Source organism: Catalinimonas alkaloidigena (assembly GCF_029504655.1).
GTDB classification, from domain to species: Bacteria; Bacteroidota; Bacteroidia; order Cytophagales; family Cyclobacteriaceae; genus Catalinimonas; species Catalinimonas alkaloidigena.
Genome location: NZ_JAQFIL010000001.1, coordinates 531,536 through 555,314, shown reverse-complemented (window position 1 = coordinate 555,314; position 23,779 = coordinate 531,536). Strand labels below are relative to the sequence as shown.

24 protein-coding genes are annotated in these 23,779 nt (G+C 39.0%); 1 reads left to right on the top strand and 23 read right to left on the bottom strand.

Features of this window, described 5'->3' with window-relative positions; genetic code table 11:
• Positions 1-9 precede the first annotated feature (9 nt).
• From OKW21_RS02320 to OKW21_RS02220, 21 genes are all read right to left on the bottom strand, one after another.
• On the bottom strand, positions 10-699 hold the full coding sequence (locus OKW21_RS02320) for a hypothetical protein (RefSeq protein WP_277476811.1): 690 nt from the start codon (positions 697-699) through the stop codon (positions 10-12).
• Between the two features lie 11 nt (positions 700-710).
• Positions 711-1,817, bottom strand: a complete 1,107-nt coding sequence (locus tag OKW21_RS02315) for a glycosyltransferase family 2 protein (protein WP_277476809.1) — start codon at positions 1,815-1,817, stop codon at positions 711-713.
• A gap of 1 nt (position 1,818) precedes the next feature.
• Entirely contained in the window at positions 1,819-2,601 is a 783-nt protein-coding gene (locus OKW21_RS02310) for a DUF5672 family protein (protein WP_277476807.1), read from the bottom strand.
• Positions 2,598-3,407, bottom strand: a complete 810-nt coding sequence (locus OKW21_RS02305; protein WP_277476805.1) for a glycosyltransferase family 2 protein — start codon at positions 3,405-3,407, stop codon at positions 2,598-2,600. The genes OKW21_RS02310 and OKW21_RS02305 overlap by 4 nt, the downstream gene beginning before the upstream one ends.
• Positions 3,380-4,525 carry a hypothetical protein gene (locus tag OKW21_RS02300; protein ID WP_277476804.1) on the bottom strand — a complete coding sequence of 382 codons (1,146 nt, stop codon included), beginning with the start codon at positions 4,523-4,525 and terminating at the stop codon, positions 3,380-3,382. Before OKW21_RS02300 ends, OKW21_RS02305 begins: the two co-directional genes overlap by 28 nt.
• A 36-nt stretch (positions 4,526-4,561) precedes the next feature.
• Positions 4,562-5,572: a glycosyltransferase gene (locus OKW21_RS02295; RefSeq protein ID WP_277476803.1), complete on the bottom strand. Its 1,011-nt coding sequence runs from the start codon at positions 5,570-5,572 to the stop codon at positions 4,562-4,564.
• A gap of 3 nt (positions 5,573-5,575) precedes the next feature.
• Positions 5,576-6,538 (bottom strand): sulfotransferase, encoded by a 963-nt coding sequence (locus OKW21_RS02290; protein WP_277476800.1) that lies wholly within the window; start codon positions 6,536-6,538, stop codon positions 5,576-5,578.
• The gene (locus OKW21_RS02285) at positions 6,538-7,350 is read right to left on the bottom strand and encodes a 6-hydroxymethylpterin diphosphokinase MptE-like protein (protein ID WP_277476799.1); all 813 of its coding nucleotides are present in this window, start codon (positions 7,348-7,350) and stop codon (positions 6,538-6,540) included. Before OKW21_RS02285 ends, OKW21_RS02290 begins: the two co-directional genes overlap by 1 nt.
• Before the next feature lie 17 nt (positions 7,351-7,367).
• Positions 7,368-8,117, bottom strand: a complete 750-nt coding sequence (locus OKW21_RS02280) for an SDR family NAD(P)-dependent oxidoreductase (RefSeq protein ID WP_277476798.1) — start codon at positions 8,115-8,117, stop codon at positions 7,368-7,370.
• Positions 8,114-9,049, bottom strand: a complete 936-nt coding sequence (locus OKW21_RS02275; protein ID WP_277476797.1) for a phosphoglycerate dehydrogenase — start codon at positions 9,047-9,049, stop codon at positions 8,114-8,116. The genes OKW21_RS02280 and OKW21_RS02275 overlap by 4 nt, the downstream gene beginning before the upstream one ends.
• Positions 9,042-9,719: an acylneuraminate cytidylyltransferase family protein gene (locus OKW21_RS02270; RefSeq protein WP_277476795.1), complete on the bottom strand. Its 678-nt coding sequence runs from the start codon at positions 9,717-9,719 to the stop codon at positions 9,042-9,044. The genes OKW21_RS02275 and OKW21_RS02270 overlap by 8 nt, the downstream gene beginning before the upstream one ends.
• Positions 9,712-10,698, bottom strand: a complete 987-nt coding sequence (locus OKW21_RS02265; RefSeq protein WP_277476794.1) for a glycosyltransferase family 2 protein — start codon at positions 10,696-10,698, stop codon at positions 9,712-9,714. Before OKW21_RS02265 ends, OKW21_RS02270 begins: the two co-directional genes overlap by 8 nt.
• Before the next feature lie 25 nt (positions 10,699-10,723).
• Entirely contained in the window at positions 10,724-11,683 is a 960-nt protein-coding gene (locus tag OKW21_RS02260) for a class I SAM-dependent methyltransferase (RefSeq protein ID WP_277476793.1), read from the bottom strand.
• A gap of 17 nt (positions 11,684-11,700) precedes the next feature.
• Positions 11,701-12,558: an FkbM family methyltransferase gene (locus OKW21_RS02255; RefSeq protein ID WP_277476792.1), complete on the bottom strand. Its 858-nt coding sequence runs from the start codon at positions 12,556-12,558 to the stop codon at positions 11,701-11,703.
• A gap of 61 nt (positions 12,559-12,619) precedes the next feature.
• Positions 12,620-13,888: an ABC transporter ATP-binding protein gene (locus OKW21_RS02250; RefSeq protein ID WP_277476790.1), complete on the bottom strand. Its 1,269-nt coding sequence runs from the start codon at positions 13,886-13,888 to the stop codon at positions 12,620-12,622.
• 2 nt (positions 13,889-13,890) lie between these two features.
• Positions 13,891-14,742 carry an ABC transporter permease gene (locus tag OKW21_RS02245; protein ID WP_277476788.1) on the bottom strand — a complete coding sequence of 284 codons (852 nt, stop codon included), beginning with the start codon at positions 14,740-14,742 and terminating at the stop codon, positions 13,891-13,893.
• 1,212 nt (positions 14,743-15,954) lie between these two features.
• Complete coding sequence (locus OKW21_RS02240) at positions 15,955-16,647, bottom strand: DNA-binding domain-containing protein (protein WP_277476785.1); 693 nt, start codon at positions 16,645-16,647, stop codon at positions 15,955-15,957.
• A 359-nt stretch (positions 16,648-17,006) separates the two neighbouring features.
• Positions 17,007-17,642, bottom strand: coding sequence for an acetyltransferase (locus tag OKW21_RS02235; RefSeq protein ID WP_277476783.1), 636 nt, complete (start codon positions 17,640-17,642; stop codon positions 17,007-17,009).
• A 10-nt stretch (positions 17,643-17,652) separates the two neighbouring features.
• A complete protein-coding gene (locus OKW21_RS02230) occupies positions 17,653-17,988 on the bottom strand; it encodes a type II toxin-antitoxin system PemK/MazF family toxin (RefSeq protein WP_277476782.1) in 336 nt (111 codons plus the stop codon).
• A complete protein-coding gene (locus OKW21_RS02225) occupies positions 17,985-18,197 on the bottom strand; it encodes a hypothetical protein (RefSeq protein WP_277476781.1) in 213 nt (70 codons plus the stop codon). The genes OKW21_RS02230 and OKW21_RS02225 overlap by 4 nt, the downstream gene beginning before the upstream one ends.
• Positions 18,198-18,258: 61 nt before the next feature.
• Positions 18,259-19,425 carry a LegC family aminotransferase gene (locus OKW21_RS02220; RefSeq protein WP_277476779.1) on the bottom strand — a complete coding sequence of 389 codons (1,167 nt, stop codon included), beginning with the start codon at positions 19,423-19,425 and terminating at the stop codon, positions 18,259-18,261.
• Positions 19,426-19,616: 191 nt separating this feature from the next.
• On the opposite strand from OKW21_RS02220, the gene OKW21_RS02215 reads away from it, so the two are divergent.
• Complete coding sequence (locus OKW21_RS02215; RefSeq protein WP_277476777.1) at positions 19,617-20,699, top strand: glycosyltransferase family 4 protein; 1,083 nt, start codon at positions 19,617-19,619, stop codon at positions 20,697-20,699.
• Positions 20,700-20,735: 36 nt separating this feature from the next.
• Here the strand turns inward: OKW21_RS02215 and OKW21_RS02210 are convergent, their stop codons facing one another.
• Both OKW21_RS02210 and OKW21_RS02205 read right to left on the bottom strand, forming a co-directional pair.
• Positions 20,736-22,406: a capsule assembly Wzi family protein gene (locus OKW21_RS02210; RefSeq protein ID WP_277476776.1), complete on the bottom strand. Its 1,671-nt coding sequence runs from the start codon at positions 22,404-22,406 to the stop codon at positions 20,736-20,738.
• On the bottom strand, positions 22,403-23,713 hold the full coding sequence (locus OKW21_RS02205; protein WP_277476774.1) for a hypothetical protein: 1,311 nt from the start codon (positions 23,711-23,713) through the stop codon (positions 22,403-22,405). Before OKW21_RS02205 ends, OKW21_RS02210 begins: the two co-directional genes overlap by 4 nt.
• Positions 23,714-23,779: the final 66 nt, after the last annotated feature.

Below are 23,779 nucleotides of genomic sequence, written 5' to 3'. Positions count from 1 at the left end.
TCTGGTCTTTTACAAAACCAATTCTAAGAACTCATCAATTAAAGTATGTCGTTGAAGAAATAACCTGTAATTATGTTCCACAATGTCTTGGGAAAATAAATGGGTAGATGATTCCTGATAGTAATAATATTTGAAACCCCACATACTTGGTTCTTCATAATGCTTATCTACTATTGGAATCGACTTACACATGATCGCTTCGTAAAACCTATATGTCCATAAAAACTTTCCCCTTGGGCACAAAGTAAATTTACTATTGCATAGAAGCTGATAGTAAGTTGAATCAAATAAATTTTTAGGCATTTTCCACCCTTTATCTGTAAGACTAATAAAGGATTTATCTCCACTAAACTCATTGACCCATTCCCTTCCTTCTTCTTCTTTACCAACAAAAACATAATGTAGTGTTTTCGTTTTGTCTAATTTTTTTACACTTGCAAGGTACCTTAAAGGGAAAATAACGTAAAATTCTTTATCATTCAGATAGCATCGCGCATTGATATGGTCTATTCTTTTTTCTCCATCCATTCCAGTTTCTTGTAAGGCTTCCCAAAATAATGCTTCTTGCTTAAGCTCTGGTTTCGGTGGAAGAAATTTATATTTTTCTAATTTCTTTCGCGCTAATCTGGTTAAGTGTATGATCCTCCATTTCAAAGCTATAACTATTCTCTCCTTCAATCTATAATAAGCAGTGAACATGCTACAATTTTTTATTTATAGAAATAGCCTGACAATGATTTTTTTACATTCCGAACAAAAGATAAAATATCAACAGGAATTAAAAGAACTTTCATATAATAATTTAAGGCAGGATACAAATTAAAAAGGTTAGGATAATGAGTTTTAATAAACATCAAGCACTTTTTTGCACTTGTATATTTGCCATCACTGTAAAGCTGAGTAATTGATCTTGCACAAAAAAAACTTATAATCACATTTTCATCAATGTGAAAATTGATCTTAAGTTTTTTTGAATAATTCCAAGATTCTCTGCCTAATAAAATATTTTTTATTATATTATCTATTGCGAATTTTTTTATCAGATTGTTTTCAAAGGTGTTTTTATCAATTTGAAAATTAGTGTACAATGAAATTGTTTTTGAGGTGTTATGATGCCTAAAGTTAACTAATATCGCATTAGATTTCACTACATTTTCCTGTCCCCAATACAGTAAATACCTCATCCATATTTCTCCATCCATTAAGTAATGGAAAGCATTATTTAGGGGCAATAAAGGCTTTAGCGCAGACAATCTGAAAAACGTGGAAGGTTGATCTATATGACATTTACCAATTGTCTTTGACAAAGTGTCTAATATACTTGTGCCATCACTAATTTCAATTTCACCTCCTTTTTCATTAACTCTTCTTTCTTTTCCAGAAAACACATATGTACTTGAGTCTTTAAAAGCTTTGCCAATTTGTATTAATGCCTCTGGCTCGAAATAATCATCACTATTTAGCCAATTAAATACTTCTCCTGTACACTTAGCTAAACCTTTGTTAATAGCATCAGTTTGACCTTCATCTGCTTCACTTATCCAATAAGTAATATACTTTTCATATTTTCTTATAACATCAATCGTATTATCTGTACTTCCTCCGTCAATGATAATGTATTCTAAGTTAGGATAGTTTTGATTAATCACTGAAAGAATAGTTTCTTCAATAAACTGTCCTTGATTGTAGCTTGGAGTGACAATGGATATTTTCGGCCATTGCCTTGGAGTACTTAATACTATATCATGGATATTGAATTTAGCATCAATGTAAGGTGGTCTTTGTTCACCTCCACCTTGTTTATGATAAGTACTCATTTTAAACCTTCATATGGTTTTTCCAGAAATCCATATCATACTTTTCCCAGGCATGACACCCAAAAGGAAGCTGATAATTGTTTAAGCGATAACATTCCCTTGGTTCAGTCTCTATAGAGAATTGTAAGGCCTCTTTGTAATCAGGTATATTGAAGAATGAGAAATAACTTGCTACGTAAAAAGACCAAATGAAGTCTTCTTGTACGCTAAACTTTTCTAGATTAGGAATAAAGAGAGGTAACAACCTGCTTACCAATCTAAATACACTTACTTTTCTTAATGATAATCCACTATTCCCAACAAAAATATTCTTACTTCTTGTCCTCTTACTTAAGACATACTTTATTTTCTTAAAAATTATGTTTTCCGAATGTAAAGCGTTTTGTAAAATAGGTATCCATTTTTTGCTATCAATCCAAGGGGCACCTATATAATCATAATTTCTAGCACACCAGTACTCAAGTTCATCTTTAAAGACATAAGAATCCAGCTCACATTTTAAAATGAATTTAAACTGCTTAAAATAATCATAAAGGTCTTTTTGTATCCAAAAATGATTGGCTGCTGAGTAAGAACTAAAATATCTAGGATGAAAAAATAATAATCTAATGTTAGGCGCAATTTGCAGGAACCTATCTGCGTTAGTACCCTCAGGTAACAGGAGGTAAATTGGATACCTGTTAAGTATCTTAGTATTATTAATAAATGATACCTCTTCTATCTCACTCATTTCACTCTTATGAAATGGTATCACTACGGCTACCAGATTCTTATTATTATTCATTTTCGTTTCAGGCCTGCAAGTTGCATAATTCTTCTTACGTACCAAAAAAACTGCTGATACTCTATTGTCCTTCTAAAACCAAAAAAACTTATGTATTTTTTGTATATGTTAAATATGTTAAGTGGGTCCCTAAGTGCTAAATGCTTAAGCAACGTAATATGTAAATTCTGTAAGACAAAAGAAGTTGCCGTTTTATTAAAACCGTCTATATAAAAAGTGCCAAATGTTTCATCCAAATACCCGACCTTACCAATTTGATATGCCTTTAAGAGAAACCAATAATCCATAGTATAGTGATAATTGATAGGAAATTGGCCTATTTTAGATTGTAGCTCTCTTTTATAAAAATAACTCACCGGATTTCCAGGAAATAATGTTTTCCAGTAGCTCAATATGTCCTCATATACTATAGAAGGCTTTCTCAATTCTTTCTTCTTACCTTCAAAATATACAATTAGGTTACCCACCAACATGTCTACATTTTGGTTTCTGTCGAACTCGCTGCAAACATGCAAAAAAATATTATCCTCAAACCAGTCATCCGCATTTAAATATACAATGATATCGCCAGTACACATCTGAAAGGCCTTATTCATGGCATCAGATTGTCCCTGATCAGGCTCGGATATCCACTTCAAATGAGGATACTTCTTTAATATATTGATTGTTTCATCCTTACTTTGACCATCTACAATAATATGTTCCCAATTCTGATAATCTTGGCTAAGCACATTTTGGATAGCCCGCTCAATATACTTACCCGAATTATAAGAAGGTGTCAGAACTGAGATCTTTTTTGTATCCATGTGTTTACAAAGTTTACAAAATAATTAATCTCTCTTTCGGGATATTGAGGCATAGAGGGTATACCTAATTTTTGGTCTAAATAACTCTCAATCTGATCATGACAATAGAAAGGATAAATTCCATTTACATTTTGATAAGACCTGATACTTTCCTGATTGACAACCAAGGGGATACCTGCAATCAAAAATTCTAAGATTTTTGTTAATGCACCGCTACTGTTTTGTTGGTTGATAATCACACACTTAACCTCCGTTAATAACTCGGTAAGCCTTTCCTGGGATATGGCTCCAAGAAATTGAATTGTATCGGGACAATCTTTATAGAGATGGTTAAATATCTTATCGGTTTGATAGCCAGCAAGATAAATGGGATACTGAAAGCTTTTTTTGTTTGAAAAATAATCAATAACCAGAGCCATTCCCTGATAAGTCGGAGGGTTTGTGGCAGAGCCGATGATTAATGCTCCTTGTTTTTCTGTATTTTTTCTTTTTACCCTTATCTTCTTTAAATGTTGATATACTTCATCTGCTGGCCAGTAAGGCAAATACGTTCCACCCAATTGATAAATACTTAGCAGCCATGCCTCTTCATGAGAGATAGTAAATAACTTTTCGGCCAAAGTCAACTTTTTTAGTTCTTCTGTTAACCAATTTGGTGCACGTTTTTGAGATAAAAATGAAACCTGACCTGGAACTAAAGCTTCCAGATTATGAGGCAGCGCAATAAAATCAATACCCAGATAATCAAGAAAATAGGGCAAATACCAGTATTCTGACCTGGTGTTTTCTAATATTACACGTTCAAATACAAAACTATTAAGTATATCTTTAGTAACCAGAAACGTCACTCCCACATTCGCAAGAAAAGTATGAGGTCTTTTTTTATTGGCGAGATGATATAATAGCTTATATCTAGATAAAATAGCAATGCCGATTTTCAATACCTGAAGTTTGGTAAAGTGTATCCTGCTAAATGAGTTTGCATAATAATCTTCAAACTTAATACACTGCTCTCCTGATTCAATCCTACTCAGTATTTCAGTAATTTGGGCAGTTCTTTTAGCACCTCCATCTCCCCAAGGATTTGAGTCAAAAAAAGAAATCCTTAATATTTTCATATAATACTGCTTATCCTAATTCTTCTATTTAGGAGTTCAAATATGCACCAAATACCCCATTAAGTTATATTTAATCACCATTTTATTAGCATATTCTACAGAGTTCTCCCCTATAATATTGTTGTATCTTATCAGATAATATAGATTTTTGATATAAGCTGGATTTTTTATGATTGTACGCAAAAAGGACAAGGTAAAGCTATAAAGTTTTCCTTCTTTAATTGAAAAACTCCACATTTCTAATAGGTAGGTATGCGTCAGATCCTCTAACTTTATTGTATTATTCAATTTATTTTGGTAAGCAGCCTCTACCATTTTCAATAGCATTTCCCTATGTTCAGAGCTATATAAAAGGTCTATATTTGTTACTTGCTTTTTATGCACTCGCCAGGTAGCTAAGTATTCTGGTATATGCAAAGTATTAGTCACAAAAGCAGCCCGCATTCCCCATTCAAAATCAGCGGCAGAGCCTCTATCTGTTCTGAAATAACCGATCTTTTCACACAGGCTTTTTCTAAATAAAAGTTGAGTAATGGAATGATAAATCGTATGTAAAGAGGCATATAAAATAGCATCATGAGGCGCAATTCTTTTGTGCTTTTTATGGTACCATTCCCCAAAATACTGACCGGGAGGGAATTTCGCCCAATCCCAGCCTTTAGCTCTTAGATCATTACCTTCCTCATCTATAATAGTCAGATTACAATGGGCGATCTCACAGTCCTGATGTTCTTCTAACGCAACAAATAGCTTTTCTAAGCAATCTGGAGACATCGTATCATCGCTGGTTGCGATATAAACATATGCTCCCTGGGCATGTATTAATCCTTTATTCCATGCATCATAAGGACCCTTAGGAGGGTATTTATACAAGAGGAAACGATTATCAGAAGCTGCAATTTCCTGCAGCATTTCCCAACTTCCATCAGAAGAGTATCCATCAATGACGATGCACTCCCATCCGGTTAATGTCTGGTTTATGATAGATTTTAGTCTTGCTTCTAAAAATCTTATGCTATTGTACGTAGGCAGTATTATGGAAACCAAGACTTACTGAGGCAGGTTATGCTTTGTATGATATAATTCAATTTCAAAGATATCTAAAATTTGCTGAGCTTCTATAATGGCTTCATCTGAAAGATATTTCCGCCAGTTGGACAGTAAGTTTTCTTTTGTCCCTTTCTCAATATCTTCCAGGGTAGCCTCGGTACTGAACGAAGATGAGTTTGACGGTTTTTTTAAAACCGAAATGGCTTCTTCAACATGGTTTAAATGAAGAAAATTAAAAAGTTTCTTTATCGTTGGCTCCGGTGATATGATCAAATCTTCATACCTGATAAGATAATATTCAGAAGCAGCATATTTTAAGGGATATTGCCATTCAAGACACCAGTTTAGTACTGCCTTGGAAAAATAGCTCCCTTCCTTTGATATTTTTAACCCAAAAGCCAATTGCGCCGGACTCAGGTATTTTTTTGCCCAATCTGTAGAATAAAGAAAAGGCTCTTCGCAGGTTCCCCATTTATTTCTTACTACAGAACTTGCCTGCGCACAGGGATGTCTGATTAAAGCCACAGACCGGCTTGGTACCATATCGCTCAATTCATCTATAAGTCCGTGGGCGTTTACAATTTTTAGAACAAACTGAGAACTATTTGGCCGGTCTGCTAACTGATTGAGTTTGCGCTGATAGATGCTGTTCAAATAATGGTTTACCTGGCTTTTTTCAACAGGGCTGAGTTCAAAAAACTGGCTCATGGCCTTGGCTGGTATATGACTGGTAATGATTTTACCCCTCTCCGTATCGGGCTTCCACAGATCAAAAGGTTGGTCGATGATACTAATACTACGCTTAGCTGCAATTGACTGGGCCAATAGGGTAGACCCTCCACGTCTGCTTGCATACAGTAGGATAGAAATTTTTTGGTTCCTACCTAAAAGAGTGTATATAGTGTGAAGCAGAAAAGTTAATTTTTTTTGAAAGAAATTAAAAAATAAAGCTTTTTCTATCACTATTTTAGTTTCTTATTAGCCATTGTTAGAGCTTCATGATATGATATTTTGGGGAAGATGGTTAATTTACCTTCATATGTAGCATCAATTATTTGTTTTTCATCTTTATTAAAATAATACTTTGCAAGTGAATATGCAGCTTCACTTCCTTCTAGGTCAGCTAATTGCCATTTTTGACCACTAAAATAATTATTATCAAAATGATTAATATCATCTCCCGTTAATACTTGCTCCTCATTAGGCTTTCCAGTCTGAAAGAAATTATGGTCAATACCTACTAAAAAAACTCTTTTGAACCCCATATAATATGCCAACTGCATAGCAGTAAAGGTTACAGTATGCCCTGCACCAACATGTGTACTACAATCCCTTGAAAATTGAATCCCTCTTTTTATATTAAGATAATTTATTCCACTCTCAATTTTAAGCTCCTTCTCAATACAAGATTGTAAAGATAAAAATACCTCTAGATCCATTGACTTAAACTGTTCTATACTTTGCTCAATTACATAGGGATTGATAGAAGCTAAATAGTCAATTTTTAAATTTTTATTTTTATTAATCAGGTATATTTTATTCAGCCCAAAGGTGTAATAATCATTCAGCTTTTCTATGTCTATCTTATTTAAAGAAGGCCCATTGCCAATAATGAAACAGTCTTCTCCTTTGTGAATATCTTTGAATCTTTTTAATCGTTCTGCGTATTGATTTTTCCAGATATAATAATCCAGAGGCTTATAACGATTTTCCCTGTAGTTTTGAATAGCATCTTTAAGTACATACCATTCTTTTTTTGGAGAAAATAATTTCATATCCTGCGCTACCTTATTTATTCAGTACTTAATTTAATCGTGGCTCCACCATCAATGGTAATACACTGACCAGTAATAAAGGAAGATTTGCTACTATCAGCTAAATAATATATTGCTTCAGCTATTTCTTCTGGTTGTCCTACTCTACCTATCAGGTGCTTTAAGCCTAAAGCTCTTACCAGGGAATCTTCAGAACTTCCTTTTACATGCCCTCTTTTTAGTCCATCTCTCAACATAGTTGTGTCAACTGCTCCTGGTAATACTGCATTGACTCTCACCCCATCATCTGCACATTCTACCGCAAGAGAACGCGTTAATGTTGTTAATCCTCCTTTACTAGCTGCATAAGCCAATATATTTTTAGAAGTAGCTATCGCATGTACTGAGCTTACATTGACAACAGCTCCTTTATTTTCCTTTAGCAGGTCATACAAAGCGCTTACTAAAAAGAAAGGGGCACGCATATTAACATTAATCACCTGATCCCACTCTTCCACTTTCGTCTCCTGAAACGGCTTGCAAACCTGAAGAGCAGCATTGTTTACAATTGCATCTACTCTACCTTCCTGTTTCTGTATGGATTGAGCTAAAGTATTGATCTGGTCAACATCCACAATATCTGCCTGAATAAACCTATCTAATCCGGCCTGATTCTCTACTTTACGAACATCAATACCTATAACCATCCAGCCCTCAGATTTAAATTTGGTACAGCTGGCACTTCCAATGCCGCCATTACATCCTGTTACGACTACTACTTTCTTCATTTGATTCCTAATCCTTCGTATAACATATCCAGTGTGTTTCTATGTACTTTATTCCAGTACTTAGGACTGGCATTCACATTATGAGAGGATAATATACAGTTATCCATACTCCTGAGTGGGGAGTTAATAGGCAGAGGCTCATGCTCAAATACATCAAGACCAGCTCCAGCTATTCTTTTTTCCTCCAGTGCTTTTATCAAATCAGACTCTTTTACAATCGGACCTCTGGCTACGTTGATAAGGTAAGCCGTAGATTTCATTTTACCCAGGGTATCTGAATTGATCAAATGATGGCTGGTCTCATTGAGGGTACAACAGGTATTGACAAAATCAGACTTTTCCAGTAAAACCTCCAATGGAACCATCTCCACATCTAATTCATCCACAATACTTTTAGGGATATCAATAATATCGTTTGCATACACTTTTGTACCAAATGTTTTGATCTTTCGGGCTACTGCCTTACCGATATTTCCCAATCCAATAATTCCTAAGCTCACTTCACTCAGACAAACCCCAAAGGCCTTTTCCCACTGACCTGATTTCATAATCCTGTCAGATTCAAAAAGCTTTCTGGAAAAAGCCAGCATGATTGCCAGCACAGAGTCCGAAACTGGCTCAGTAAACGCATTAAGCGTATTCCTTACTGGTATTCCATGTTCCTCAGCATAAACTTTATTGATTGAATCTATACCTGTACCCCATTTAACGATTACTTTAAGGTTTTTCGCCTGATCAATTACTTTAGCTGTTATCCTGTCATCCCCACATACTATTCCTTCATACTGCTCTATGATTTTCAACAACTCATCTTCTTCTACCCGCTCCTTGACCGGATATACAAAAAAATCAATCCCTTTCTCTCTAAGTTCTTCCTCAAACTTATGAATTTCATTTTTCAGATAGGGGGCTGTTATCAGTACTCTACGCATTTTTTTGCTGTGCTTTATATAGTGTTTCCGCTACTAAAAAGTCAGTTTCAATATCAATATCATGAGCTTCATGTTTGGAAATCTCAAACAGATAAGGCCTTTCTCCTATACGATTATGACGTTGTCTGAGCGTTTCTTCTGTAAAGATATAGATACAGGAATTCTCCTCATAAATAGGAGGCAAATCTTGTGTCCTGAGAAGGATAGCTGCATTGTGATTGACCGGCCTGGCTAAACTATCCCACAGTCTGGTCTGTAGACGGGTTACACCAAATAGAGAATCGTAAATAGGATAGTTTTCCAGTAAAAATTGAACTGCCTTGTCAATTGACCTGCTGCTCAACAATGGATTGGTGCTATGCGTCTGCAGGTAAAAATCACTTTCAACCTGAGAGATAATATTAAGCAATACATCATTCATAGGGATGCCTCCATCTCTAAGATGTTCGGGCCTCTCCAAAAGCTTTACCTGAGGAAAATGCTTCGCAGCATCTTCCATAATGTTTGGACTATCAGTATCAATAATAATCTCATGAATGCCTGGTACCGCTATGAGTGCATGCATCACATGATGGTAAAGAGGCTTACCAGCAAATAATCGATAGTTTTTTCCCAGCACTCTTTCACTATTATGCCTCATCGGCACAATCGCAGCTACTTTTTTACTCATACAAAGATTCTTTTTTAGTAGAAAGCAGTTGACTATAATCTATCAAGTTTGTAGTTGTACTTTCTAAACTATTACAATCGTTACGCCTCAAGTTAAAGCTTTTAGGATAGTAAAAACGCTGACGTAGTTCATTATTTAGTATCTTACTTTCTTTATGCCCCCTATAGGTTCCATAATACTGCATAAACCGAAACATCAGAATATTTCTAAATTCCTTTAAAAAAACTCTGTCATGTAAAGCGTGTAGCATATCATGAAATATGCTGTATACTAAAAAATTAATGAAGTCAAAAAAAGTGAAGCTGCTTTCCTTAATAATCTGTTTCATGGCCATGGCCTCTCGTCTGTACCGATTAAGTATCTTCTTAGGAGTTTCCTGATGCACATGGATAATTTCTGCTTTGGCAGAATACACAATTTTATATCCTATCGCTTTCACTTTTCTGGCCCAGTCCAGATCCTCAAGGCCGGTTAGCGATTCATCATAAGGTATTATCTGCCATAATGACCTTCTTATTGCTGCATTAGCATTGTTGCAGAAAGGGTGCAATTGATTTTGATCAGAAACTTCAGGAAACCATTTAGCAAATACCTGATGCTCTGAATATTGGCTTTGCTCATTACCCCGCTGTTTTCCATACACTAAGCCAACATCATCATTGTTAAAAGGCTTTACTAACTCTCTCAGCCAGTCGGTATATACCGGATAGACATGCGCACTGCCAAAAACCAAAACTTCCCCACTAGCCTCAGCACAACCTTTATTAAGAGCATAACCAAAGGAAAATTCTTCCGGACGTATAGAAATAATCTTCACCGGATAATGGAAAGCAATACTGACAGTAGCGTCCGTTGAGCCAGAATCTACCAGTATAATCTCATAATTCTGATAATCCTGCGCCAGGATACCACTCAGTAATTTGGCAATATGCTCTTCCTCATTAAAAGAACGGATGATGATAGAAGCTTTTTTCATCATAAACACAATTTATTTGTTCATTACATCAAGATCTATCTATTGATGTATTATACCTTGCTTTTGGTAGGCTATCACTATAGGTATTTAAGGCTGTATATTTTCCAACTATTTCACCACTTCTTATGAAGTTTCTTTCCCTGTATAGTTTAAGGTTTAAATTAATAATCTTTTTTACATCAAAAGAGTCATAAGCCTGAAGCAAGCGAGCATATTCTAGTTGTCTTAGCGGATACTTTTTGGCATGTAATAAGTGTTCATTTTCAAATACTGTCCTACTTCTTTCCGTTGGAGGATACATAGGATCAATTTTATTAGCAGTATCTTTAACTATGATATTTACTCCATTCCACCATCCTTCTGTAGCTGTTTTTTTTTCTTCATCAGACATATTTGCAGGATGACTACTCGTATAAGCTTCAAAGATCATTTTGAACTCGGGATGTGTAATTAAGAAATCGCGATTCGCCTGTCTGACGTGTTTATAATTACAGTCATCTATTATGATAACTGCATCATCTGCAAGATATGGTATGCTTAAAAGTAGACACATAAGCTGACTGCGATAGTCATGCGGCCCATCTATAAAAAAAACTTTTACCTTCTTATCTACATGTTTAGGTAAAGTTTCCATGGCATCCTCGTAATCCTCATTGATAACAAATGCATTTTTAAGCTGTAGATGTTGTATTCGCTCCTTTACAGTGCCAAAGTTTTTGCCTTCCGGATCAAAAAAAGCAAAATTATCAATCCCATAGGCAGACCTATCTTCTAAGGCTAAAGCTACTGAAAGCAATGTTAACCCCTGAAATACACCAATTTCCAAGTAGCATTCATCTTCGTCAATCAAAGTGTTAGATAATCTCTGTAAAACTCCGACTAGTTTTTTACCTGAATAACCTGATAAATTTTTGTTATCGGATAGAAGACCAAACTGCTCTGATTGTTGAATTGATTGACTCACCCTTGTAAGGAAACTGTTCATCATTATATCAAATAAAATTTTTATTTTGTCATTAATAAATCTGCGCCCATAATAATGTCATTAATGGGTTTTTGATTTGGGAAAAAATCGTATGCAAGTTTTAGACTTTCAATAGCCTGTGGCATTAGAAAGCAAACTTCCAAAAATAAAAAGCTACATGCTTTAAGTGTTTCCTCACCACCTTTTAAAGCAATATATTCTGCTCCCTGTATATCAAGCTTTATTACATCTACTTTAGGTATGTTCATTTCAGATACAAAGCTATCTATAGAACAAGACATTACATCAAACTCTTCTAATTCATGTCCCTTGGAAAAAGGCAGAACTGCTTCTTGTAAAAGTGAATTGGTTTGAAAACTATTCCTATTTCTGTAGAATTTAAGTTCCTCACCGTGTAGATTAGAAACTGCCAGATTATGAATATGGATATTTTGAAGCCCCTGGGTGTTTTTCTCAATGAATGGTATTAATTGTGGATCAGCTTCAAAAATATACAATGTAGATTCAGGAAAGTAATGTTTTACGAAAACACTAAAAAGACCTAAATTAGCTCCTACATCAAAAAAAACGCTTGGTACTTTTGTCCCTTTTGTTTGCTCATATACTGAAACAACAAGTTTTTCCACTTTATCAATGGAATTAAGAATGTGGTACAAAGCTGGGCCATCATGATTTATATAAAAAGTAAATTGTTCATACTCTACTTTTAGCTCATTTACCTGTTTAAGGATTTGATCTGCAAGAGATTTAGAATTTCTAATTTTAGAATTACCTTGAATTTTCTTAATCAATAATTTACTCTGGTCAGTAGGCCTACCTGTCAACCTCTGTTTGATTTGAAACATATTTTGATAAAAATAAGAGAATAGCTTTTCCACTTTCAATTACCCTTTAACAAGTCATTATGGTACTAAAAATATTCATATGTTTATAGCTTAATTAAGCATTTAAAACTTGAATTTGAGTATAAGCCTGATCTATATTTTTTACTCCCTTAACCACAAAAAAATTGGGATATTCTTTTCTTCTAAGCATTAGATCATTAATATCCTTTCTGAGAATAAACCTCAAAGAATAACGTGAAGAAGACAGATATGCTTTACCAAGGTTTAAATGAATACTATTTTCACCTATTTTCAAATCTAGTTTTTTATAACAGCTAGCAATGGGCTGCATTTCTCCATTATCAAATATAAAAGTCAACAGGCACTCATCCATAGCATAAGAGCTGTTCAATACAACATGAATAACATATGCCTGATTCCAGATAAGGGTATCTACTTCTTTTCCTTCATCGTTTAAGAATGCCAAATGCTCTATTTCTACTTGTCCAAGCTCATCATTGTTAAATTCCCCAGAGCTGCTTTTAGTACTACTTACCTGAGCGGCAAGGAACTCATTAACCCCGGTTCTCACATCATCACTGTCATACAACACCTTACCTTTTGCCAACATTAGTAAATGATTAGTGATCCTGCCCACCTGAGTCATGTTATGAGAAACAAAGATAACTGCCGCATTGAATAGCATATTACTGATCTTGTTCAGGCATTTCATCCTAAAACTAGCATCACCCACAGCCAGCACCTCATCAATGATCAGGATATCCGGTTCCATTTGGGCTGCGATGGCAAAGCCCAGACGTACTTTCATGCCGGAACTGTAGCTTTGTACCGGGGTTTCCATAAAATCCTGTAGCTCAGCAAACTCTACAATGGCTTCGTATTTTTCGTCTATCTCTTTCTTCGTAAAGCCTAGTATTTGCCCATTAATATAGACATTCTCTCTACCCGTGAGTACCGGATTAAAGCCTGCCCCTAGTTCTATCAGGGCACCTACCCGGCCGTTCATTTCTATGCGTCCCTGATCAGGTTTAATCAAGCCGTTGAGCATCTTCAAGAGCGTACTTTTGCCTGCTCCATTATGGCCGATCAGCCCCAGGCACTCACCCCGTCTCAGTTCGAAGCTCACATCCTTTACTGCCCAGAATTCATCCTTACGTAAAGTGTCTTTCTTAGTACGCCCTACTACCTCACCTGCCATATCCTGTACCCCATACCAGAGGGAACGCTTGAGGTCTCGACAAAACTTTTTGGAGAGATTCTCTACCCTCACCAGCACCTCATCTTCATCCTTAGCGGCAGTTGGCTTGTTGTTTTCCTGCACTTCCAACTTCTGCGTGGCTTTGCTTTCCTTCATCTTTTCCATAATTAGCTCCCGATACGTTCTATGATGATGGGCATAGTCAGGCGGTAAATCAGAACGCCCAGCAAAAATAATAGCAATGCCCCCCCACTTACCCAGAAGAAAGTATCTAATCCCGGTGTAGGTGCGCCAATCATCAGGTTACGGGTAGTGGTCAGCAAGGGGGCTACCGGATTAAATTTCATCAATTCAGCCACCAAGCCACTCTTGGGTTCAGGATAGATTACCGGCGTCAGGTAAATGGCAAATTGCAGTACAATCACCACTCCTTTCTGCACATCATTGTACAGCATACCCAAAGGTGTTAGCAGCAGCCCGATGGTACTGCCCATCAGAATAAGAGAAGCAAAACCTACCAAACCAAAAAGCGTAGTCCAGGAGGGCACTTGCTGAAAAGCGATAAACACCAGCACCAGCAGTCCAATCTTGATCAAAGTATTAAAGATCACCTCATAAATACCGGAGAGGATAAGGGATTCGCGGGGAAAGTTGATCTTGGCCAGCATGGATTTACCCATGGTCACCCCTTTGATCGGCCCATTTACCCCTTCTGCAAAACTCTGCCAGAGGATGGTACCAATGATCACAAAAAGAGGATATGAGACACCCGGCACGTCTATGTTCACTACCCGCTGTCCATTGAGCAATATCCAGATCAGAGAGGTAATCAGGGGAGGAATGACTGACCAGAACATACCCAGCAGAGATTGACGGTACATCCCTTTCAGATTTCTCAAAAATAGACGATATCCCAGAGCATGTGCCTGCGGCAGGCTCTCTACAAAATCACGGATCAGTTCTCCCGGTCTCCTTAAGCCAGACTCAGGAGTATATACAATACGCTTTACATTGTGCATAAAGCTATAAATCAATTATTTACGCTGCAAGTTAAGCAGAAAAAGCGAATCATCGACTAGCTTGCTGCTAATCACAAACTATACGTTCATTGCTAAAAGGAAGGCTCACATACACCCTGTTTACGCTATGAGGCCTCAATATTGCTGCGCTAAATTAGAAGGAAAAGCTTGTAAGAAAAAAAGTAAATGAAAGATATTTCCGGGAGATGGACATAACTTTGGGAGCTTATACCACTATTTTATGCCAGGCATCTAAGCTTTGAAGCTTTTTTAGATGCTACTTTATTAGGCTAATAAATACTTGCAGGTACAGAAGTGAAGCTTACTTGAGGCAGTAAAATACTTTTTCTGGGGCAGAGAAATAGCTTAAGTGGTGCAGGAAAAAGGTTTTTCTGGTGCAGGAAAATAAATTCATTGGTGCAATAAAGGATTCTTTTTCTGGGGCAGCAAAGGGAGCTTTCACTGCACCATCTTTATCTTTCTTACTAGTGACTTAGAAGGACCTGTATGGATCAAAGCCTATTCATTTGTTAGCCATCTCATAAAATTTCATACATTATGAAAATTAGCTTATCCTTAGAGGCTAAGATCTCTCCACTGCGTTACGAGATGACAAAGCGTATGAGGGCAAATTTTCTTTTGTTGAAATCAGTAAAACTTCTATTTTCACTGCATTTTATTGTTGAAAAATGAAGGTTTGTAAGACCCTCAGTCAGGGACACAAACTCTGGCGTAGCTGCTGCTTCGCAGGGGCTATTCCACAGGGGCTGTGTCCACAGGGGCTGTATCCACAACGCATGTCATCCTGGAAGGAACTTTTTAGAGTGGTGAACCAAGTATAGGTACTAGATCATCGCTTTATTAAAAGCACCTACCTCAACACTTCACTTTTTGCTCCTCGTGCCAAGCTTCAAGCAGGATCAAGCAAGTTTCCTACCAATGACATGATGTATCTGAGCACAAGAAACTATCATTTTCATAACTTAAAAAGATCCCTCGGCATCGGCCGTCCGACAGGAGGACAAGAGGGAGGGCATATACTTTATCAATGAATCTCGTTTATTACCGGTCAGGGCGACACCCTCGGTATGAAGCAGTAGAGGGTTTATAAAAAAATGTGATGGGGAAAGTAAATGGCAGGCTACCAAAAGTGAGCAAAAACAAAAAAACCTGTCCCTAAAGGAACAGGCTCGCTACTAAGGAAACAGCTGATCAGCTTACTGTAAGTGGGCTGCTAAACTCCCCTACCCTGATCTCGCTGCCCATGTGGGCTCTGATCTTGAGACTATAGTTCCCACTGACCAATGTATCCGGTACCATCAAAGAGAGTTGCTTATTGCGGCTTTCCATATACATGTCGGCCCGGCTCTCCGCCTGATCGGCCATGTTTACAAAGAATACGCCCTGGGCAACATCTTGCGGATCCAGCTTCAGAAATTCTCCGCTAATGCGGATCGGCTTTCCGGGCGTAAGAACGTCATCCATACTATCGCTGGCATGATCGTATACATCATCCACATAAGGTACATTTTTGTTGCCCCGGATTTTCTCAGTTCCTATATTATCCGCTACCTTTTTTAGCTGTACGCCCGCTGTCACATTGATTTTGATGCGGTGCTTACCTTTTTCAAAACTCGCTTTCTTATCTTCAAACACCCCACATACCGTAGGGGTAATATTGAAATAAGGGGTGGTGATGCGATTGCCCTCTTCCAGAAAATACTCCAAAGCCACAAAGTACTCCTTCAGTACCGATGAAATCTCAGACTCGGTAAGTCCGGCACTGCGTAACATGATCAGCTTGATAAGCTGATCCATCGTAATCGTCTTCTTGTGTTGGGTAATGGCCCGGCAATCATTGGGATCTGCCGTCAGATGATTGTCTACCAAAAAGAAATCAAGCATAATTTTATTATTTTTTTTAACATGCTCAAAATTAAGCAGACACTTGAGTATATACTATCAATTTTCAATACATAACTCACGTTAAACAAACCAAAAACACTTAATATAAATCACGTATATTTTCTAAATTTTAGTTTTATTACTTACTAAAATAACATACGCACGCTTCTTACCATCGTGTACCTACACGATAAAATAATTGTCTATTGAGTGATATGTCTTAAGTAAAAATAGCGAGTAAAAATTGCAAAATATGTAATCCACAGAAATTCAGTTTTTTACGCGATATTTTGGTGAAAGGTAAAGTGAAGAAGATTTAGCTTACAGCTAGTGAAGAGAAATAAGCAATAAAAACCACGCTATGATAACTTATGCGCAGGTACACCGGCATAAATACCCGCAGTTAAGATGTCGTGTAATACGACGCTACCCATCCCGACCAGCACTTTATCGGCTATTTTCACTCCCTGTCGCAGTGCGGCCCGGCTGCCTATCAGAACCTCATTGCCCACCTGACAGTCGCCGTTGATTACCGCGGCGGTAGAGATATGGCAATAATCACCCACCACCGCATCATGCTCTATCAGGGCCTGGCTGTTGATAATGGCATTCAGCCCCACTTTTACCCCGGCATTGACACAGGCCGCATGCATGACCACGCTTCCTTCCCCAATTTCTGCCCGGGGAGAGACATAAGCCCGGGGAGAAATGATCACTGGCAGCTGCCCGCCAGCTTTTTTAATACGTTCAAAAAGTTTTATGCGAAGCGCTGAGTCTCTTACCTGTCCGACAGTTACTACCGCATAGGGTGATGCTTCCAGAAATTCCGGCAGTTCCTCTTCAGTACCGATAATGTTATAAGCCGATACCTGCTGCCCTACCTTCTCAGCTACATCTATGATACCTTTAATGGTATAACTACCTTCCTGTTCGATCACATCTATGACTGACTTACAATGCCCGCCTCCACCGATGAGTATGATTTCTTTAGCCATAAATTCACTTCTACCTTTTGATAATCGCTATTATTTCTTGAGTGATACGCTTGCTAAACCCGGCAGTAACAGAGGAAATCTTTTTTTCAATGAGCGATCCGTTCAGGCAAAAAATCTTATTTATCCTCACAAAACTTTGTATAGGTAATCTCTCTTCCTCATAATCAGCTAGCAAAATTTTTACACATAGGTCAGCGCTATACTTTGAGGTTATCTGCATTAATAAGTAATCACCGCTTTGGTTTGCTGTTGAATTACTTATCACTAATGCCGGTCGTTTTTTTGTCTGGCTTAAATCTGTAAAAGGAAATGGTATCAGTACTATATCACCCTGGTCGTATCTCATAAGTTGTTGTATACATCATCTTCAGGATCTAACCAAGCTTCTGCAAGTGCTGGCTCAGACAGCAAAGTAACTTCACCCACTTCATGATTCTTTTTCTTTTCACTCTTTGTGCCTAATGAAATCTGAACTTTATACCCCATTTTATGGGCTAATTGCTCCAATAGTTTCACATCCTTTTCGGTAGGTACGCTTATGGTGATAGTATTCATAATGACTTTATTTTATTTTCAATTTAACCAAACGTATAAGAAAAAGGAAGTGTTTCTTCCACTACAACTTAGAATCCATAGGCGTATTTACAACGATACTCGGTAAAAGTGCCAGTTGTTGCGCTGCCCCTTCGGCATTGGGTAAGGCTGTGCTGATACAATTCTGGTACATAGGCAGGTGGTTCATCAGCGTCCAGGCAGGGCGGGTCAGTATGCCCTTTGCATTGGTTTCCTGCACAAAACCGTCGCGTTCCGCCTGTTTGGAGAAAGCTACTGCATTTAACCAGTAATTAGACTTCGCTTCCTCGTATTCTTTTACTACTTCTAAATCGTATGCACAGAAGAAAGTATGATAGACTTCTGCCAGCTGACGTAACTTTTTCATTTTTTCTTTCAGACTTTCCAACTGCGCTAGTCCCAAAGCAGCATTGAGATTGGGCATGCGGTAGTTATAGCCCACATGATCATGGCTAATATGAATACTTTCGTGTCGCCTGGCCTGTACTGACAGATGCCGGGCTTGGTCAGCCAAATGTTTATGCTTGGTAAGTAGCATCCCTCCACCCCCGCTGGTCACGATCTTATTCCCATTGAAACTCAGCACCGCTGCATCTCCCCAGCTGGCAGCGGGCTTTCCCTGATAGCTACTTCCCAGGGCCTCGGCGGCATCTACGATCACGCCAATACCATGCTTCTGGCAAAGCGTTTGTATTTTATCCAGCTCCGGCGGATGACCAAACGTACAAACCGGCAGGCAATGACTTACCCTCCTACCACTGGCTTTATGATAGGATTTTCCATCCTCTCTGACTTCTGTTTCCTCTTCCAGAAAAGTCGCCAACGCATCAGCGGATAAGCCTAAGGTAAGCCGGTCAATATCAATAAAAAGGGGATCGGCACCACAGTAGCGGATGGCATTGCAGGAAGCTACGAAACTAAAGGGCTGGGTAATGACCAGATCATGGGCTTTTACTCCTGAACAAAGCAAAGCCAGATGCAGGGCGGCTGTTCCCGTATTGGTAGCCACTGCATACTCCGCATTGACAGTCTCTGCAATTTTCCGCTCAAACTCCTCTACCAAACTACCTACCGTAGAAACGATGCCCGAATCCAGACAGGCCTTCAGTCGCAGATAATCCTGCTCAGCGATAAAGGCTTCGTGCAGCGGTATTTCACCTTCCGGCCTTTGGTAATATTCTCTGATAAAGCTGGTGAATTCGGCTAACATACCGCAATCTACGACATTATGGGCTTGGTGAGCAAGTTGTTGGGGGTAATGCTTCTCTGATCATTTGAAACAATATGGCTTATGGAACGCAAATTAATATTTGAAATGCATACAGGAGCGTAGATATGCCAGGACTTGGCGTCGCCATTTCAAAAATCTGGCATATCTTGTGCAAAATTTGTTTTGCGCCTATGAATCTTAATAAGCCCAGGCTGATTGTTTTTTTATGTCCTTACCCTGAAGGAGGAGCGCCCAGCCAACGCTTTCGTTTTGAGCAATATCTGCAAGCGCTAAACGATAATGGCTTTCAATATCGCATTGAGGGTTTCCTGGATGAAAAGACCAACCGTATACTCTATCAGCCGGGTCAAACCGCAAAAAAGTTGCTGGGGGTGCTTAAAGGTTTTCTGCGCAGACTTTTGTTCCTGCCTACCCTGAATAAAGCAGATTATGTGTTTATCCATCGGGAAGCCACCCCTGTGGGACCACCTATCGTAGAATGGATCATCGCCAAAATTTTGAAGAAAAAGATCATCTATGATTTTGATGATGCTATCTGGCTGAGAGATACTTCTGGAATCAATAGTTTTATGGCCAAAATTAAATGGCAGCAAAAAGTAGCCAGTATCTGTAGATGGAGCTATAAAGTAAGCGCAGGTAATAATTATCTATACGATTTTGCAAAGCAGTACTGTCAGCAGATAGTGCTCAATCCTACCACGATTGACACGGAACATTATCACAATCAACGCAAAAACCAGCATGATAGTCCGCTCACGATCGGGTGGACAGGCTCACACTCTACCATGAAATACCTGTATGCTATTGAAGACGTATTACAACAACTAGAAAAAGTTTACGCCTTTCGCTTTGTAGTGATCTCTAACCGCCCTCCGGAAATGAAGCTGAAGAACCTGCACTTTATCCCCTGGAAAGAAGCTACGGAAATAGATGACTTACTTCAACTTCATATCGGAATCATGCCCCTGCCTGATGACTTGTGGGCGAAAGGCAAGTGTGGCTTCAAAGCCTTACAGTATTTATCATTGGGGATCCCGGCGCTGGTGTCTCCGGTAGGCGTAAATGCCAAAATCGTAGCACAGGGGGTGAACGGTTACCTCTGTTCCTCTGATCAGGAGTGGTATGACAGTTTGTCCAAACTACTGAATGATCAGGAACTGCGTACAAGGATGGGAGCGGCAGGAAGGAATAAAGTGGAGGAGGAATACTCGGTAAAAGCCAATACCAGCAACTTTTTGGGTTTGTTTAAATAAGTATATCTGCCAAGTTTCTGAAACCTGGTAGAACTGTTAGAAATCATAGTAGCGCTGCCGGATGTTCCAGCGCAGCGCGATAGAAGTAAAATTGGTGGTTTCCGCTTCCGGCAGCAAATCATTCTGACGGCTGCGATGCAGGTAGCGTAAGTCTATGAACATATTGTGCCACAGCTGATAAGAGGCAATAAAATCAGCGATCAACAAATTGTTCTCCACCCCTTGTCCCAGGGTGTTATTATAGTCACGCTCCTTGGTACGATTATCCAGCAGGATATTATGCCCCCAATTGGAGTTTAGTGTATCTCCTCCATACTGTGCCCCAATAAGTTTGGCCTGTAGCTGCAATCTGCCAATAGGTTGAAAACGTGCTATACCTATTAGCTCCTTAAAATTAGCGCCCAGAGGGTGGGCCAGTGGCTGTTCGTAGTGAGTATAACTGCGATAGAGATCCTCATGGGCATAAGTATAAGGCCGTACCCTATTATACTCTAACTGCAAATCCAGATTATCAATGCTCAGGGCATTGGCATATTCAAGACCAAATTGAAGCGCGTACTTATTGCCCCACCAGTTCTTTCCTGAGCGAATTTCAGAAATCACAAACTCATCAATCAAAGCCTGGGTGTAGAGCGCGACCCCTCTGAGCGGAAGCCAGCGTAAGTCCAGACCCAGTAATGCATTACCGGCACTACCTCCCTGTTGCTCTACAGCTCGGTAAAAAATGATGGGATTCAGGTAGTTAAAATCAAAATTGCCCGACGCATCTCCATAGGTAATACTCTCAAACAAGCCAAGCTGTAGCTTAGGGGTAATACTGGCGCCCAGCCTATGCATGGCAAAATACTTATGAGGGAAGGCTGCTGTTCCATAAAGGCCGGTACTATTGCCGGTGAGGTCAGCCGTCATTTGGGCGAAGATATTGGTATACTGTAACTTCCAGACTTTTGTATTGATACGGAGAAAGAGGTAATTATTGGCAAAGTCAGAAAGTAGCATGGAGCGATAGCCATTCCCTACAGAATGACGTCCGTGGCCTAGTTGCAGATCAATATGCTTACTGGCGCTGAAACTGATATGTCCTCGTGCCGTCAGGAAGTCTACACCTCTTTCGCCGTAGCCTTTCCAGAAACCTTCCTGAGGTACGTTAAGCTTATTTCTGATATGGCGATCCACATAGTCAGGAAAAGCGATCTGATTTTCACCGATATACGTATAAAAGCCAATTTTACGGTCAATGGTCCCGTGCAATTGCACAGCTCGTGTATTAATATAAGGATTTCCCTCCGCCTGATCTGCTCCCACCCCCAAATGCAATACCGGGTTCACATAGAGTTCAAAATCTTTCTCCCTTACACTAAGTAAATCACGCTGGTTTTTGTAAAAAACACCAAAGATGGCTTTACGACTGTTTTCTGCCAGCGTATCCGTATATTCCCAATTGTCCAGCCTGAGATAGTCAAGGTTAAACTGATCTGCCTGTGAGGGTGAGCCAAGCTCTAAGGAATCTAAAAAAGTAGCAATAGCTTCTCGCTGGAAAGGCTTGACCATGGAACCCAGTTCAGATGACCACTGCCCATTCAAAAGCTCATAGCGATGCAGCAGTTGGTAATAAGATTCCTGCAGAGGGGCATAGGTGCTCTGGGCAAATGTGGGAAGAGAGTACAAAAAAAGAGGCAGGCAGAAAGAGAGGAAAAGTTTTTTCAAGGTTTTACAAGGACTTTAGTGCGCCGTTTGGGTTTTATTTTTTTTCGCTGGGCAAGATAGCGCAAGATGAATAAGCCTGCCAAATAAAATGGGAACATTGGGATCTTATATCTTACCAGAGAGCCAAAATTGTAAGTAGAGATACCCACCGCAAAGCTAAAGGCGATGGCAAAGAGCAAACAAAAACTAATGATGGGCTTAGCCAATAGATATCTGATAAGATTGACCAGACCGGCCTGATAGATTACCCATAGGGTCAATAATAAAGTCGCAAAGCTTTCCAGCGCGGATAAAAGCATGACTACATTATGAGCTTCCCATAGATAAGGTCTGAAAAGCGTAACATTGACTGCCAGAGGGAATTTCCTGAGCATGCCTGCCAGGCTAAAGTCATAGTCTTCACCTAAGGTATAAACCGAACCACCCTGGCTTTCCCCTACATAGGTCAGGTAGCGGGCAGTGATTTCTGCGGTCTCCGATACTTTGTCCAGGGAGTAGCGGGCATTGTCTTCCCCAATTTCCAGCATGGCATAATAGCCCAGCACCCCACTAATAAGCAGTACAAATGGAAGAATCATTATCCGAACTATCACTGACTTTATCCTTTCGGCATTTGCCAGGAATACCCACAGAATAGCTGCCGGAAGAAAGCAAAGTACAATGTAAATTTTGATGGAGTAAATGGTATAAAGACTAAGAAAGAGAACAATCCCAGCTACTACCACTCCTTTGCGCTCAAAGAAAATGCGAACTATTGCCCAGGTAGCCCAACCCAATGCTCCTAAGGTAATAGTATCTTTAAGAATACCGGAACCCCAGAAGAAAACTGAAGGGATGAAAAGCATGGCTATCGCAAACTCTTTGTGCAGGGAAGGAAATAGTTTATAAAAAGCACGATACATTGCCCATATCCCTGAGAAGCTGATTGCTGCAAAGAGTAGAGCATTGGCAGCATAGCTATGAAAGGTAAGTAAACTACAGAGAGCAATCACCCTTATCACAAAATATTCCGTAGGGGAATTAAACCAGTACATGCGATTGGCATATTGGAAAGTTTCAGGTGATACTTCTCCCCTCGCTAGAAAGAGTTTAATGCCGGCGACCGGGTTCTCCCAAAAAGCCCCGAAGATTACATTGGCATCCTTAAAGTAAGCGAAAGTATCCCCACTGGGTCGGCCTCCCCCATAGTAAAACTGATAGATAAAACCTACGGATAAAGCACCGATGATCTTAACACTAAGGCCAGGAATGAAGTAGCGTTTGATTCGGAGATCAGTGAAAGCAGGCTTCAGTGCATAGGCTATCATGTAAATGATGCCTAACCAGACCGGTGTTATTAAAAGATCTTTTATCCCCATAACCTAAGATAGACA

Excerpts from the sequence above, each read along its gene's own strand:
- OKW21_RS02320 (WP_277476811.1), bottom strand. The coding sequence starts at position 699 with ATGTTCACTGCTTATTATAGATTGAAGGAGAGAATAGTTATAGCTTTG.
- OKW21_RS02315 (WP_277476809.1), bottom strand. The coding sequence starts at position 1,817 with ATGAGTACTTATCATAAACAAGGTGGAGGTGAACAAAGACCACCTTAC.
- OKW21_RS02310 (WP_277476807.1), bottom strand. The coding sequence starts at position 2,601 with ATGAATAATAATAAGAATCTGGTAGCCGTAGTGATACCATTTCATAAG.
- OKW21_RS02305 (WP_277476805.1), bottom strand. The coding sequence starts at position 3,407 with ATGGATACAAAAAAGATCTCAGTTCTGACACCTTCTTATAATTCGGGT.
- OKW21_RS02300 (WP_277476804.1), bottom strand. The coding sequence starts at position 4,525 with ATGAAAATATTAAGGATTTCTTTTTTTGACTCAAATCCTTGGGGAGAT.
- OKW21_RS02285 (WP_277476799.1), bottom strand. The coding sequence starts at position 7,350 with ATGAAATTATTTTCTCCAAAAAAAGAATGGTATGTACTTAAAGATGCT.
- OKW21_RS02280 (WP_277476798.1), bottom strand. The coding sequence starts at position 8,117 with ATGAAGAAAGTAGTAGTCGTAACAGGATGTAATGGCGGCATTGGAAGT.
- OKW21_RS02275 (WP_277476797.1), bottom strand. The coding sequence starts at position 9,049 with ATGCGTAGAGTACTGATAACAGCCCCCTATCTGAAAAATGAAATTCAT.
- OKW21_RS02270 (WP_277476795.1), bottom strand. The coding sequence starts at position 9,719 with ATGAGTAAAAAAGTAGCTGCGATTGTGCCGATGAGGCATAATAGTGAA.
- OKW21_RS02265 (WP_277476794.1), bottom strand. The coding sequence starts at position 10,698 with ATGATGAAAAAAGCTTCTATCATCATCCGTTCTTTTAATGAGGAAGAG.
- OKW21_RS02260 (WP_277476793.1), bottom strand. The coding sequence starts at position 11,683 with ATGATGAACAGTTTCCTTACAAGGGTGAGTCAATCAATTCAACAATCA.
- OKW21_RS02250 (WP_277476790.1), bottom strand. The coding sequence starts at position 13,888 with ATGGAAAAGATGAAGGAAAGCAAAGCCACGCAGAAGTTGGAAGTGCAG.
- OKW21_RS02245 (WP_277476788.1), bottom strand. The coding sequence starts at position 14,742 with ATGCACAATGTAAAGCGTATTGTATATACTCCTGAGTCTGGCTTAAGG.
- OKW21_RS02240 (WP_277476785.1), bottom strand. The coding sequence starts at position 16,647 with ATGCTTGATTTCTTTTTGGTAGACAATCATCTGACGGCAGATCCCAAT.
- OKW21_RS02235 (WP_277476783.1), bottom strand. The coding sequence starts at position 17,642 with ATGGCTAAAGAAATCATACTCATCGGTGGAGGCGGGCATTGTAAGTCA.
- OKW21_RS02230 (WP_277476782.1), bottom strand. The coding sequence starts at position 17,988 with ATGAGATACGACCAGGGTGATATAGTACTGATACCATTTCCTTTTACA.
- OKW21_RS02225 (WP_277476781.1), bottom strand. The coding sequence starts at position 18,197 with ATGAATACTATCACCATAAGCGTACCTACCGAAAAGGATGTGAAACTA.
- OKW21_RS02220 (WP_277476779.1), bottom strand. The coding sequence starts at position 19,425 with ATGTTAGCCGAATTCACCAGCTTTATCAGAGAATATTACCAAAGGCCG.
- OKW21_RS02215 (WP_277476777.1), top strand. The coding sequence starts at position 19,617 with ATGAATCTTAATAAGCCCAGGCTGATTGTTTTTTTATGTCCTTACCCT.
- OKW21_RS02205 (WP_277476774.1), bottom strand. The coding sequence starts at position 23,713 with ATGATAGCCTATGCACTGAAGCCTGCTTTCACTGATCTCCGAATCAAA.